At 68.3% G+C, this 12979-nt stretch carries 12 protein-coding genes and 1 other RNA gene; 9 read left to right on the top strand and 4 right to left on the bottom strand.

Annotated elements, in window-relative coordinates:
- Positions 1–54 precede the first annotated feature (54 nt).
- The 3 genes from D578_RS0105305 to D578_RS0105295 are packed head-to-tail and all read right to left on the bottom strand — an operon-like array spanning position 55 to position 3661.
- A complete protein-coding gene (locus tag D578_RS0105305) occupies positions 55–1434 on the bottom strand; it encodes an FAD-binding oxidoreductase (RefSeq protein WP_018948927.1) in 1380 nt (459 codons plus the stop codon).
- 10 nt (positions 1435–1444) lie between these two features.
- Positions 1445–1801, bottom strand: a complete 357-nt coding sequence (locus D578_RS0105300) for a YraN family protein (protein WP_018948926.1) — start codon at positions 1799–1801, stop codon at positions 1445–1447.
- On the bottom strand, positions 1802–3661 hold the full coding sequence (locus tag D578_RS0105295; RefSeq protein ID WP_018948925.1) for a penicillin-binding protein activator: 1860 nt from the start codon (positions 3659–3661) through the stop codon (positions 1802–1804).
- Between the two features lie 81 nt (positions 3662–3742).
- On the opposite strand from D578_RS0105295, the gene rsmI reads away from it, so the two are divergent.
- Positions 3743–4579 carry a 16S rRNA (cytidine(1402)-2'-O)-methyltransferase gene (rsmI, locus tag D578_RS0105290; protein ID WP_081617330.1) on the top strand — a complete coding sequence of 279 codons (837 nt, stop codon included), beginning with the start codon at positions 3743–3745 and terminating at the stop codon, positions 4577–4579.
- A 210-nt stretch (positions 4580–4789) separates the two neighbouring features.
- Here rsmI and D578_RS15865 read toward each other — a convergent pair whose 3' ends face one another.
- Positions 4790–4990, bottom strand: coding sequence for a hypothetical protein (locus tag D578_RS15865; protein WP_155996762.1), 201 nt, complete (start codon positions 4988–4990; stop codon positions 4790–4792).
- A gap of 22 nt (positions 4991–5012) precedes the next feature.
- Between D578_RS15865 and rnpB the strand changes: the two genes are divergently transcribed.
- The 8 genes from rnpB to mraY all read left to right on the top strand — a co-directional run bounded on the left by rnpB (position 5013) and on the right by mraY (position 12978).
- Positions 5013–5364, top strand: an RNA gene (rnpB, locus tag D578_RS15115) — RNase P RNA component class A.
- Between the two features lie 286 nt (positions 5365–5650).
- Positions 5651–6091 carry a division/cell wall cluster transcriptional repressor MraZ gene (gene mraZ / locus D578_RS0105280; RefSeq protein ID WP_018144475.1) on the top strand — a complete coding sequence of 147 codons (441 nt, stop codon included), beginning with the start codon at positions 5651–5653 and terminating at the stop codon, positions 6089–6091.
- A 5-nt stretch (positions 6092–6096) separates the two neighbouring features.
- Complete coding sequence (rsmH, locus tag D578_RS0105275; RefSeq protein ID WP_018948923.1) at positions 6097–7023, top strand: 16S rRNA (cytosine(1402)-N(4))-methyltransferase RsmH; 927 nt, start codon at positions 6097–6099, stop codon at positions 7021–7023.
- Entirely contained in the window at positions 7023–7307 is a 285-nt protein-coding gene (gene ftsL / locus D578_RS0105270) for a cell division protein FtsL (protein ID WP_018948922.1), read from the top strand. Before rsmH ends, ftsL begins: the two co-directional genes overlap by 1 nt.
- Positions 7295–9010 (top strand): penicillin-binding protein 2, encoded by a 1716-nt coding sequence (locus tag D578_RS0105265; protein ID WP_018948921.1) that lies wholly within the window; start codon positions 7295–7297, stop codon positions 9008–9010. Before ftsL ends, D578_RS0105265 begins: the two co-directional genes overlap by 13 nt.
- The gene (locus D578_RS0105260; RefSeq protein WP_018948920.1) at positions 9007–10548 is read left to right on the top strand and encodes a UDP-N-acetylmuramoyl-L-alanyl-D-glutamate--2,6-diaminopimelate ligase; all 1542 of its coding nucleotides are present in this window, start codon (positions 9007–9009) and stop codon (positions 10546–10548) included. Before D578_RS0105265 ends, D578_RS0105260 begins: the two co-directional genes overlap by 4 nt.
- Entirely contained in the window at positions 10545–11915 is a 1371-nt protein-coding gene (gene murF / locus D578_RS0105255) for a UDP-N-acetylmuramoyl-tripeptide--D-alanyl-D-alanine ligase (RefSeq protein ID WP_026289192.1), read from the top strand. The genes D578_RS0105260 and murF overlap by 4 nt, the downstream gene beginning before the upstream one ends.
- Complete coding sequence (gene mraY / locus D578_RS0105250) at positions 11896–12978, top strand: phospho-N-acetylmuramoyl-pentapeptide-transferase (protein ID WP_018948918.1); 1083 nt, start codon at positions 11896–11898, stop codon at positions 12976–12978. The genes murF and mraY overlap by 20 nt, the downstream gene beginning before the upstream one ends.
- Position 12979: the final 1 nt, after the last annotated feature.

Raw genomic sequence — 12979 nt, 5'->3', positions numbered from 1 at the left:
CGGGGCCCTTTTCTTGTCCGGGCCTTGCTTGGGGGGCGCCTAACCGGTATTTGGCTAAGCGGGTCCGGGCGCCTTGCCCGGGTTCAGGATGTTGTCCGGGTCGAATGTTCGCTTGATGCCGGCCATCAGTTCCAGTGTCACCGGGTCCAGTTCCCGGCTTATATAGGGCCGCTTCACCAGCCCGATGCCGTGTTCGCCCGAGAGCGTCCCGCCCAGCGACAGCACCAGGGTAAAGACGCCGTCCAGGCAGCGCTCTGCCGCGGCCAGTTCCGCCGGGTCATCCGGGTTCACCAGCAGGTTTACATGAATGTTGCCGTTGCCGGCATGGCCGAAGTTCACGATCTTGATCGCGTGTTCCGCGGCCAGCCGGTCGAGCCCGGCAATCAGGTCGGGAATGCGCGAGACTGGCACGACCACGTCTTCGTTGATCTTCTTCGGCGCAACCGTGCGTAACGCCGGTGACAGGGCCTTGCGCACGGCCCATAGCGCCTGGGCCTCTTCCGCGGTGTCGGCGCTGAGGGTCTGCACGCAGCCTTCGCCCTCGGCCGCGCGCCGGATGCCGGCGGTGGTGGCGTCGATGCCGGCCTCGGTGCCATCGGTCTCGATCATCAGGATCGCGCCCGCATCGGCGGGCAGGGGGCAATCCGGCGCGTAGTCACGGATCATCGCGATCGCCGAATGGTCCATGAACTCCAATGCCGACGGGACCTCGGCGCGCGCCATCAGCCGGGATACGGCGCGGGCCGCGGCACCGACGTCGCGGTAGACCGCCTGGATCAGGCGCGTCGCCTCCGGCTTGGGTGTCAGTCGCAACGTGGCCTCGGTGAACACGGCCAGGGTGCCTTCGGAACCGATCAGCAGCCGGGTGAGGTCATAGCCCACCACGCCCTTGGTGGTATGGACGCCAGTACGGAATGCCTCGCCGGTTCCGGCCACGCCGGACAGGCCCAGGGTGTTGTCACGCGGGGTGCCGTACTTGACCGCGTGCGGGCCGGCGGAGTTATAGGCCAGATTGCCACCGAGCGTGCAATAGGCGCTGCTGGTAGGGTCCGGCGGCCAGAAGAAGCCCCTGGCGCCTGCCGCCTGCTGGACCTCGCCGTTGGTGGCGCCCGGCTCGGCGATCAGCCAGCGATTGTCCGGGTCTACCTCCAGGATGCGGTTCATGTGCTCGAATGACACCACCAGCCCGCCATGGTCCGGGACCGCGGCTCCGGTGGTGCCCGTGCCACGTCCGCGGCTGGTCAGGGCCACGCCGAGACGCCGGCAAAGGCGCACAAGCTCGCGCACCATGTCTGCGTCCCGTGGGAAGGCCACGGCATCCGGCACCGCATGCAGCTTCGAGTTGTCGGCACCGTAGGTCCAGCAGTCCGCGGGATCGAGCAGACGATCGCCGGGCGCCAGGAGCTGTTCCAGTTCGCGGGCCAGAGGCGTCATCGGTGGACGCTCACGAGGTGGATGCCTGGATGGCGTCCTGCAGCCACTCGATCCGGTCCTGGCCATCCAGGGTCATTACATCGAAGCGGACCGGGCCGTTCCAGGCGCTTTCCTGCAAGTAGGCCTCGGCCACCCGCAACAGCCGTTCACGCTTGCGCCGGTCGATGCTCTCTGCGCCGCCCCCGAAGCCCGGGTGGCTGCGCTTGCGTACTTCCACCAGCACCAGGGTATCGTCCTCGAGTGCGACAAGGTCGAGCTCGCCGTAAGGGCGGCGGACGTTACGTGCACGGATCTGCAGCCCGTGTGCCTCCAGGTAGTCCGCAGCCCGCTTCTCGGCGGCCTGCCCCGAGGCGCCCGGACGAAACACTCAGGAGTCTCCGGCGTGTACGTCGATGCGTCGGGGCTCGCCGCCCTCGAAGCGGGCCCAGGCCGGTTCTCTCACCCACTCGTGGTTGAAGGGGTTCAGGCTCCAGGTGCCAGCGCCGCCGGTTAGCTGATGATGGGGGGCGTTGCGAATGCCTGCCTGGCGCAAGCTCAGGCGCATCGCGTCCATGCCCAGGGCGACGAACCGGGGGAGCGCCTCGTCGGTCCCTTGATCGTCGCCAGCCAGCGGGCTTACCCGGTCGAACAGCCGTGGGGTGTCGGGGAAGACGATCCCGTTGAGATCGGCGTCGCGATTGGTATCCGGACGTCCGGAATAAACATGGGCCGTGGCCATCATCGGGAGCTGGCTGGCCCGGTGGAAATGCAGATGCGGCACGATGCGCCGAACTTGCGGCGCCGTGCCGGCAATGAAGATGTGGTCCACATCCGCGCGCACCTGAGGGTCGCCTTCCAGTTCCAGCCCGGTCCGGCGTGCCACATCCCGAATGCGCGCCTCGCTCTGCTGGATGCCGAGTGCGTTGCCAATGGCGGCGTTCAGCTCCCCGGCGCTGGGCTGGATGCGAATCAAGTCTCGCGGGCGCCGGTCCTCGTCGGCCAATGCCGCTCGGAAGGCACTTGCCACGCGATCTCCGAAGGCTCCTTCCGGCAGGAGCACCAGCGGGTGATACCACCCGGCGCGGGTAGCCCGGTCGGCCACCGCGCGGGCGTCCTCTTCGGGATTCAGGGCCAGCGTTGTGAGTTCGCTGTGGGTCGAGACTTCCGTGCGGTTCAGCAGGATGGTCGGGAGGGTTTCATCGCTTGCGGCCACCTGGTTTACCGACTCACGCCGCAGCGGACCGATGATGCGCGCGACGCCGGAGTCCACGCCACGCCGGTACAGGGCGGCGGCGCCGTCCGGATCGCCGCGCGTGTCGCGCACGATCAGCCTGCCGTTGCCGCCACCCTCCGCGTAGTAGGCGCGGGTGATCCCATCGAGTATGGCGTTGCCCAGTGCGGCCAGGTCGCCCGACAGCGGCAGCAGCACCAGGGTGTCGCCCGGCGCGTCCGCGGCCAGCGGGTGGCTGGCGACGAGTTCCGGCAGCAGGCTGTTGGCTGGATGCGCAGGATGGCGCTCGCGCCACAGTCCGGCGGCCAGGTGCGCCTGTTCCCCGGTATCGGCGGCGCGCAGTAGCCGGAACAGACTGACCCAGGCATCACCATCCGGCGGGTGGTTGCCCACGACCTGGTCACGCTGGGCCGGGCGCAGGGCCGCGAGCAGCCCCCATATGCGCTGCTGATTCTCGGCGTGTGTGTCGGGCTCCATGATTAGCAGGCGGTCCAGGCGCAGCCGGGTGTCCAGGGCCTGATACCATTGGCTCTCCTGTTCCAGCATCCGGGCGTGCAGGGCAAGCCCCTGGCGGTAGACCTCCGGGGAGCGCGTGGGGTCGTCCGGGTCGTCTGCACCCAGTCGTTGGCGGGCGAGCCCCCAGTCCCGCTGCGCTGCTGCGAGTCGCGCGCCCAGAAGGCGCACTTCCTGGGTGTCACGCTCGGCGGCGGGAAGCTCGGCCCACAGGGCCTCGGCCCGGTCCAGCTGGTCCGGCGTCGCGGGATCGAGCGCCAGCACGGCCTCGATGGCGCGGCGCACCAGGTCGGCCTCCGGGCGCGAGCGGGCCTCGCTCAACAGGAGGCTGGCGCGCACCTCGGGAGGGAGTTCGGCCAGGTCCGGCCGGACCTCGGCGTCCGGGGTCGGCTCCGGATCCGGGCGCGGCGTGGCACAGCCCACCACGATGGCCGTGGCCAGCAGCAACAGGGCAAGACGGGACAGGGGCCGGGTATGCCCGGCGCGTTCGGGGATTCGGGTCACGATAGCGGTTCGTCAGCGAATGAGGAGTCAGTATTGAAAGCGCATCAGGCCGTGTCAACGAACTGGGGCACGTTGTGGGTAGTGGCTACCCCGATTGGCAATCTCGGAGACATGAGCCCGCGGGCGGGCGAGGTCCTCGGTCGGGTGCAGCGCATTGCGGCGGAGGATACGCGACACAGCGCCGGGCTGCTGGCCCATCTGGGCGTGCACACGCCGCTGGTCAGCCTGCACGAGCATAACGAGGCGGAGCGTATTCCCTCGCTGCTGGAGGCGCTGATGGCGGGGGAGTCCGTCGCGCTGATCTCGGATGCCGGCACGCCGCTGGTGTCGGACCCGGGTTTTCGGCTAGTGAGGGCGGCGCGCGAGGCCGGGTTGGATGTGCGCGCCGTACCGGGGCCCAGCGCGCCTCTGGCTGCGCTGGCGGTTGCCGGGCTGCCGTCCGACCGCTTCTGCTTCGAGGGATTCCTGCCGCATGCCGCCGGGGCGCGCCAGCGGCGGCTGGAGGCATTGCTGGTCCTGCCAGTCACTACCATCCTGTTCGAATCGTCCCACCGGGTTCGCGCGGCCGCCGCCAACCTGGCGCAGCTGGCGCCGGGGCGGGAGGTCTTCCTGGCGCGGGAGTTGACCAAGCAGTTCGAGGAACACTATCGCGGCCCCGCCGGCGAACTGCCGGCCTGGCTGGATGCCGATAGCAACCGCACCCGCGGCGAGTTCGTGCTGATCCTGGGCCCGGCGCCCGCACCCGACACTGGGGGCGAGGCCGACATGCCCCTGTCCGACGAGCACGAGCGCCTGCTCGCGGCGCTGTTGCACGAACTCCCCCTCAAACGCGCGGCGCGCCTGCTCTCCGATGCCACCGACCTGCCGCGCAACCGCGTCTACGCCCGTGCCCTCGCCCTCAAGGACGCGGGCGGGTAGGGCTTTTCATTTACCACGAAGCGCACGAAGGCTCGAAGAAGGTCAAGGGCGTTTGCACCACAGAGGGCACGGAGTACACGGAGAGCAGCGCAGGGCTTCCAGAGAGGCAGGCAGGGTTGTGTTGAGCGCGGCGGAACGCACTAATGGTCCGGCCTCGCGTGAGCCATGATGCGATTCGCTCTGCTCATCGGCATCCATATATCTTGCGGTTCAGCACGATCGCACCGTGCCGGTGAAGATCCCCGTGGATGGCAGGTCCAGGTGCACCCAGGCCACGACAATGTCTTTCTCCGTGACCTCGGTGTTCTCCGTGGTTGGCCCGCCCTTGACCTTCTTCGTGTCTTCGTGCGCTTCGTGGTGGGCAAAAGCCCCTTGCGGAGCAGGTCGTTGAAAAGCCTTGCGTTCGCGCACGCGCCGGCGTAAAAGGAGCGCGGGAGTCGGCCAGGCAGTCGCTGCATCCTCGGATGTGGAGGAAAGTCCGGGCTCCATAGGGCAGGACGCCAGGTAACGCCTGGGCGGCGCGAGCCGACGGAAAGTGCCGCAGAAAATATACCGCCGATGGCCCGGTTCGCCGGGTACAGGTAAGGGTGAAATGGTGCGGTAAGAGCGCACCGCGCGACTGGTAACAGTTCGTGGCAGGGTAAACCCCGTCCGGAGCAAGGCCAAATAGGGGTGCATGGTGTGGCCCGCATCGCACCCGGGTAGGCTGCTCGAGGCGTCCGGTGACGGACGTCCCAGATGAATGACTGTCCTCGACAGAACCCGGCTTACGGCCGGCTCCCACTTTTACCCACGATCAAGCCCCCGCAGCCGCCTCGGTCTGCGCGTACACGGCTGTGTGTGCGGCAAACTTGTAAGGTGATGCATTAAGTTTGGGCCTCAACGCGAGGCTTTTAATACCCTTCTCCCCGCTCTTTCGTCCACCTCGGGGTGGGTGCGCTAAGTCTCTGTGATTCAACGCTTATTTTTCGTTTCTCGGGGTCGATTTTCTTGACTCTGGAGGATGCCCGTACCTATAGTGTCGGAAAGTGGGTCAAAGTGGGGAAAGGTGGGTAACCACCGTTATCAGCGATGTTTCGAGGCGTTAGCCAGCTCAATCTGGATGCGAAGGGCCGCCTGGCCATGCCGGCGCGGTATCGCGACGACCTCGCTGCGAGCTGCAACAGCCAGCTGGTGATCACGGTTGATCCCTCCCGCTGCCTGCTCTTGTACCCGTTCCCCGAGTGGGAGCGCATTGAGCAGAACCTGATGTCCCGCCCCAACATGAACCCCAAGGTGCGCAATCTGCAGCGCCTGCTGGTGGGCCATGCCACCGAGTGCGAGCTGGACGGCAGCGGACGCCTGTTGCTGCCCCCGCCCTTGCGGCAGTACGCCGGCCTGGAAAAGCGGGTGGTGCTGCTGGGCCAGGGCAAGAAGTTCGAGATCTGGGGCGAGGCCGCCTGGGAGGAGACCTGTGCCCAGGTGCTGGGGGGCGACGTGGATGACGAAGCGCTCGAGTCCATCGCGTTGTGACGGACATGGAAGCCGTTTCTCACATCCCGGTGCTGTGCGACGCGGTGCTGGAGGGCCTGGCCGTGCGCGCTGATGGCTTTTACGTCGATGGCACCTTCGGTCGCGGCGGGCATAGCCGGGCGATCCTGGATCGCCTGGGCCCGGACGGCCGGTTGCTGGCCATGGATCGCGATCCGGAGGCCGCCACGGCGGCGGCCTCGTTTGCCGATGATCCGCGTTTTGCCTTCGAGGCCGCGCCGTTCTCGACCATGGCCGCCACGCTAAAACGGCGTTCGCCGGAGCGTGGTCCGGACGGCGTCTTTCTGGACCTGGGCGTGTCCTCGCCCCAGCTGGATACGCCCGAGCGCGGATTCAGCTTTCAGCACGACGGCCCGCTGGACATGCGCATGGACCCGAACAGCGGCGAGAGCGCGGCGCAGTGGCTGGCGCGGGCCGACGAGACCGAGATCGCGAACGTGATCTATCAATACGGCGAGGAGCGTCACTCGCGGCGCATTGCCCGGGCCATCGTGGCTGCACGGACCGAGGCGCCGCTTGGCCGCACCGGCGAACTGGCCGAGATCGTTCGCCGTGCGGTCCCGAAACGCGAGCCCGGCAAGCATCCGGCCACCCGCACCTTCCAGGCCCTGCGCATCTTCGTGAACGAGGAGCTGGCCGAGCTGGAGCAGTGGCTGGCGACCATCCCCGATGTGCTCCCGCCTGGTGCGCGGCTGGTGGTGATCAGCTTCCATTCGCTGGAAGACCGGTTGGTAAAACAGGCCTTGCGCAAGCCGGTGTCCAGCGTGCGCCTGCCGCGCGGCCTGCCGGTGATGCCGGAGGAGCCGGAGCGCAAGCTGCGCCCGGTCGGCAAGCCGATCCATGCCGATCGCGAGGAGCAGCGCATCAACCCGCGTTCGCGCTCGGCCGTGCTGCGCGTCGGGGAGCGACTCTGATGGTCGCGCGCGGACTCCTGGCGGTGGCGCTGGCCACCGGGGTGTTTGCCTCGGCGGTCGGGGTGGTGGCGGCCAAGCATGAGTCGCGCCAGGCCTTTATCGACCAGCAGAAGGCATTGAGCCAGCGCGATGTCCTTAACCTTGAGTGGACGCAGCTGCAGATCGAACAATCGACCTGGGCGACCCAGGGCCGGGTTGAGGAGCAGGCGCGTGAGCGTCTCGACATGATTCAGCCCGATTCGGATCGCATCGTGGTGATCGGGGGTGGTTCGTGGGCGCGCTGAAGCGGCAGATCAGTGGTGGCCGTCTGAAGGTCGTGATCGCCGTGTTCGCGGTGGCGGGCGTGGCGTTGCTGTTGCGGGCGGTTGACCTGCAGGTCCTGGAGCGCGATTTCCTGACCTCGCAGGGTGAGCAGCGCCAGGTGCGCACCCTGACCGAGTCCGCGAACCGCGGCATGATTACCGATCGTCACGGCGAACCCCTGGCGATTTCGGCCCCGGTGCAGACCGCCTGGGCCAACCCGCAGGACTTGATGGGCCAGCGCGAGCGCTGGCCGGATTTGGCCGCGGCGTTGGAGGTGGAGCCGGGCTGGCTGGAGGAGCGTATCGAGGCGCGTGCCTCGCGCGAATTCATCTACCTGCGCCGCCAAATGTTGCCGGATCAGGCCGAGCGCGTCGCGGCCCTGCGCATCCAGGGCGTCGGCCTGACCCGCGAGTTCCGGCGCTATTACCCGCATGGCGAGGCCACCTCGCATGTGCTTGGTTACACCAATATCGATGATCAGGGCCAGGAAGGTGTGGAGCTGGCCTTTGACCAGTGGCTGGCCGGTCATCCGGGCGCCAAGCGGGTGCTGCGTGATCGCTACGGCCGCAGCATCCGTGATGTCGCCAGTATTCGCACCGCGCGTGACGGCAACACCCTCGCCCTGACCCTGGATCAGCGTCTGCAATATCTGGCTTACCGCGAGCTGAAGACCGCGGTCGCCGAACACAATGCCCGTGGCGGCTCCGCTGTCCTTCTGGACGCCCGCAGCGGCGAGATCCTGGCGTTGGTCAATCAGCCCGGATTCAACCCGAACAATCGCGGCGCCATCCGCTCCGATCGCGCCCGCAACCGCGCCATCACCGACACCCTGGAGCCCGGTTCGGTGATGAAGCCATTTACCGTGGCGGCGGCCCTGGATGCCGGGGTGGTGGACGCCAACGCCACCCTGGAGACCGGCCCGGGCACCATGCGGGTGGGGCGCCTGACCGTGCGCGACCTGCGCGATTACGGGACGATCGACCTGACCACCCTGATCGCCCGTTCGAGTAATGTCGGGGCGACCCAGTTGGCACTCGAAACCCCGGCAGATCGTTTCTGGAAGACCCTGCACCAGGCCGGCTTCGGTCAGGCCCCCGGTACCCATTTTCCGGGCGAGGCCAGTGGCCGCCTGCGCGATTTCACCACCTGGCGCGAGGTCGAGCAGGCGACGCTCGGCTATGGCTACGGGCTATCGCTGTCGCCGTTGCAGATGGCCGCCTCCTACACCGCCTTTGCCAATGACGGTGAGCGAGTGCCGGTTCGTCTGGTGCGCACCGCCGACGATCTGCGCGAGTCGGCGCAGGTGATGACCCCGCGAACCGCGCGCCAGGTGCTGGCGATGATGGAGCACGTGATCGGGACCGAGGGCACCGCCCGGCAGGCGGCGATCGACGGCTATCGCGTGGCCGGCAAGACCGGCACCAGTCGCAAGAGCGGTCCGGGCGGTTATACCGAGGATCGCTATTTTTCCAGTTTTGTCGGCCTGGCCCCGGCCTCCGATCCGCGTTTTGTCATGGCCGTGGTGATCGACGAGCCGGATGCCGGCGTCTACTACGGTGGGGCGGTCGCCGCGCCGGTGTTCCGTAATGTCGTCGGCTCGGCCCTGCGCATGTTCAATGTGCGCCCGGACGCGATGCCGGAGGTCCCGATGCGCCTGGCCGCGGACCACGAGGGGGCGACATGATGGCCGCCCGAGATACCCGAGGCGAGGCTGGACCGGTGCTGGGCGATCTGCTGCCGGCCGATCTCCTGCGCCCCGACTTGGCGGACCTGTCGGTCGCCGACCTGGTTCAGGACAGCCGCCGGGTCGCGCCCGGCTCAGCCTTTGTGGCCCTGGCCGGCACGCACGGCCATGGCCTGGCGCATGCCGCCGATGCCGTGGCACGGGGTGCCGGCGTGATCCTGTGGGACGAGGCCGAATCCCCGGAAGCACCATTGGCGGTGCCGATGCTTCATGTCCCGGGCCTGCGGGAACGGCTGCCGCAAATGGCGCGCGGAATGTTCGGTACGTGGCCGGAGGCGGCCCCGCTGGTGGCGGTGACCGGTACCGACGGCAAGACCTCGGTCACGCACCTGATCGCGTTGGCCCTGGAGACCCTGGGGCGGCCCACCGGTCTGATCGGCACGCTCGGTGTCGGGCGACCGGGGCACCTGGTGGATACCGGACACACGACCCCGGGTGTGCTGGATCTGCACCGCCACCTGGCCGAGCTGGCCGCGGCCGGCTGTGGTGCCGTGGCGCTGGAGGCCTCCTCGCACGGTCTGGCACAAGGGCGCCTCGCCGGGGCCCCGATCCGCGTCGGGGTGCTGACCCGGCTGAGCTCCGATCACCTCGATTTCCACGGTAGCCAGGAGGCGTATGCGGCAGCCAAGGCGCGGCTGTTTGTCTGGCCTGGCCTGCAAACGGCGGTCCTGAATATCGATGACGCCTTTGGACGCCAGGTCGCGCAGGATCTGCCGGCCGGCGTTCAGGCCCTGACCTACAGCGCGACTGGCGCACCCGCCGATCTGCGTGCCCGGGGAGTGGAGGCCACGTCCGAAGGGCTGCGCTTCACCCTCGAGGCCGACGGCCGGGCCTACCCGGTCCGTTCTGCCCTGTTCGGCCTGTTCCAGGTCGGCAATCTGCTGGCGACCCTCGCTACGTTGCAGGCCCTCGGGGTGGAGCGCGCGCAGGCGATCGCGGCGGTCGCCGAACTCCCCGGTGTTCCCGGCCGCATGGAGCGCTTCCCGCTGCCGAACGAGGCCCTGGCGGTGGTCGATTACGCGCATACCGCCCAGGCCCTGGAGGCCGCATTGCAGGCGCTTCGACCCCATGTGCGCGGGCGCCTGAGCGTGGTGTTCGGCTGCGGCGGCGATCGCGATCGCGGCAAGCGCCCGGCAATGGGCGGGGTGGCCTGCCGGGAGGCCGACGTGATCTTCGTGACCGACGACAACCCGCGCGGAGAAGACCCGGCCGCGATCCGCGCCGAGATCCTCACCGGCTGCGCCGATTCCGCCGAATGCCACGAGATCGGCGATCGCGCAACGGCGATTGCCAGTGCGCTGGCGGAGGCCGTCGCCGGGGATGTGGTCCTGGTGGCCGGCAAGGGTCACGAGACGACCCAGGAGATCCGCGGTCAGCGCTATCCGTTCAGCGACCGTGAGCAGGTGCAGGCACGGGCGGGCCCGCACCTACAGGACCCGCGTGGCCAGGGCCGCGCGATCAGGGGGGAGGGGCAATGATTCGAATGACCAGCCAGGAACTGGCCGAGGCGGTCCATGGGTGCCTGCAAGGCGTGCCCGACACGGCCTTCGAGGGCGTATTTACGGACACTCGCGAGCCGCGCCCGGGTGCGCTGTTCATCGCGTTGAAGGGGCCGAATTTTGATGCCCACGCACAGGTCGGCGCCGATCTGCCGGCGGCCGTGCTGCTGGTGGAGCGGGCACTCGATGTGCCGCAGCCGCAGGTTGTCGTTTCCGATACCCGCGAGGCCCTGGGCCGCCTGGGCCGCCATTGGCGGCGCCAGAGCCGCGCGCGGGTGATTGCCCTGACCGGCTCCAATGGCAAGACCACGACCAAGGAGATGCTCCGCTGCATCCTCGAGGGGGTGGGGTCGGTGCATGCCACCGCGGGCAACCTGAACAACGAGATCGGCGCGCCGCTGACATTGCTGGCGATGCCCTGTGAAGTCGACTACGCGGTCATCGAGCTGGGCGCCAATCACGCCGGCGAGATCGGCCGCATGGCGCGCTGGGTCGAACCGCAGGTCGCATTAATCACCAATGCCGGGCGCGCCCATCTCGAGGGCTTCGGCAGCCTCGAGGGCGTCGCTCATGCCAAGGCCGAGATCTACTCCGGTCTCCCGGCGCAGGGTGGCACCGCGGTCATCAATCTGGATGATCCCTTTGCCGACTACTGGCTGTCGCTGAACGAGCATCACCACTGCCAGCGCTTTTCGCTGGAGGGTGGCGGCGAAGTGGAAGGCATGTGGCAGGCCCCGGACCGGCTGCGCCTGTCCATCCTCGGGGCCGGCCGCGATCTGCGCCTGGCCGGCCCCGGTCGCCACCTCGCAGCCAATGCCGTGGCGGCCGCCGCCGCGGCGAACGCGGTGGGCATCGGGATTGACCGGATCGTCGAGGGGCTCACGCGCTGGAAGCCGGTGCGCGGCCGTCTGCAGGAGCTTTGGCACGTCAGCGGCGCACGGATTTGGGACGACAGCTACAACGCCAATCCGGACTCGCTGCGGGCCGGACTCGAGGTGCTGGCGGCGATGCCCGGCCGGCGCATCCTGGTGCTGGGTGCCATGGGGGAACTAGGCGCCGAGACGCCGGCGTTGCACCGGGAAACCGGGCGCCTGGCCCGCGCGGTGGGGATCGAACACTGCCTGGCGCTGGGCGAGGCCGCGCGCGACAGCGCCGAGGCCTTTGGCGACGGCGGCGAGTGGTTTTCCGACCACGCCGCGTTGCGTTCGCGCCTGGAGGATCTCCTGGGGGAGGGCACCACGGTTCTGGTAAAGGGCTCGCGCAGCCAGCACATGGAACAGATCATCGAGGGGCTGGAGCTGGCCTCGTCAGCGCCGGAGGTGGCGAATGCTGTTCGCGCTGACTGAATACCTGAGCCTGTTCTATTCCGGCTTCACGGTCTTTCAGTACCTGACCGTTCGCGCCATCCTCGGGGTGGTTACCGCACTGGCGATCGCGCTGCTGATCGGGCCGGCGATGATCCGCCGCCTGACGGTCGGCAATGTCGGCCAGCAGATCCGCGATGACGGTCCCGAGTCGCACCTGACCAAGGCCGGCACGCCGACCATGGGCGGTGCCTTGATTCTGGTCGCGGTCGCGGCGGCGACCCTGCTGTGGAGCGACCTGACCAACCGCTTCGTCTGGCTCGTGCTGCTGACCACCCTGGCGTTCGGCGCCGTGGGTGGCTGGGACGACTACCTGAAGCTGCGCTACGGCAACAGCAAGGGCCTCTCGGCGCGCGCCAAGCTCCTGTGGCAGACGCTGTTCGCCCTGATCGCCGCGGGCGTGATCATGTACACCGCGCAGGGGCCGGTGGAGACGACCTTCTACCTGCCGGTGTTCAAGGACATCCAGTTCAGCCTGGGCTGGCTGTTCATCCCGCTGGTGTGGCTGGTGGTCGTGGGTTCCTCCAATGCCGTGAACCTGACCGATGGGCTGGATGGCCTGGCGATCATGCCGGCGGTGCTGGTGGCCGGCGCCCTGGGCGTGTTCGCCTACGCGGCAGGACACGCGGTATTCGCCGACTATCTCGGCATTCCGGCGGTACCCGGCGTGGGCGAGGTGGTGATCTTTACCTCCGCCCTGGTCGGCGCCGGGCTCGGATTCCTGTGGTTCAACACCTACCCGGCGCAGGTCTTCATGGGCGATGTCGGGGCGCTGGCCCTGGGCGCAGCCCTGGGCATGCTGGCGATCATCACCCGGCAGGAGGTCGTGTTGCTGATCATGGGTGGCATCTTTGTGCTGGAGACGCTTTCGGTGATGCTCCAGGTCGCCTCGTTCAAGCTTACCGGACGGCGCATCTTCCGGATGGCGCCGTTGCACCACCACTTCGAACTCAAAGGCTGGCCGGAGCCGCGCGTGATCGTGCGTTTCTGGATCCTGACCGTGGTGTTCGTACTCATCGGTCTTGCGACCCTGAAGGTGCGCTGAT

Origin of the sequence: Thioalkalivibrio sp. ALMg11 (assembly GCF_000377905.1) — a bacterium.
Classification (GTDB): Bacteria; Pseudomonadota; Gammaproteobacteria; order Ectothiorhodospirales; family Ectothiorhodospiraceae; genus Thioalkalivibrio.
The sequence above is the reverse complement of the archived record's forward strand: the minus strand, read 5'-3'. Positions and strand labels throughout refer to the sequence as shown.

Coding starts and splice junctions, on each gene's coding strand:
- rsmH (WP_018948923.1), top strand. CDS start 6,097: ATGGAAGCCGTTTCTCACATCCCGGTGCTGTGCGACGCGGTGCTGGAG.
- mraZ (WP_018144475.1), top strand. CDS start 5,651: ATGTTTCGAGGCGTTAGCCAGCTCAATCTGGATGCGAAGGGCCGCCTG.
- D578_RS0105260 (WP_018948920.1), top strand. CDS start 9,007: ATGATGGCCGCCCGAGATACCCGAGGCGAGGCTGGACCGGTGCTGGGC.
- mraY (WP_018948918.1), top strand. CDS start 11,896: ATGCTGTTCGCGCTGACTGAATACCTGAGCCTGTTCTATTCCGGCTTC.
- D578_RS0105305 (WP_018948927.1), bottom strand. CDS start 1,434: ATGACGCCTCTGGCCCGCGAACTGGAACAGCTCCTGGCGCCCGGCGAT.
- murF (WP_026289192.1), top strand. CDS start 10,545: ATGATTCGAATGACCAGCCAGGAACTGGCCGAGGCGGTCCATGGGTGC.
- ftsL (WP_018948922.1), top strand. CDS start 7,023: ATGGTCGCGCGCGGACTCCTGGCGGTGGCGCTGGCCACCGGGGTGTTT.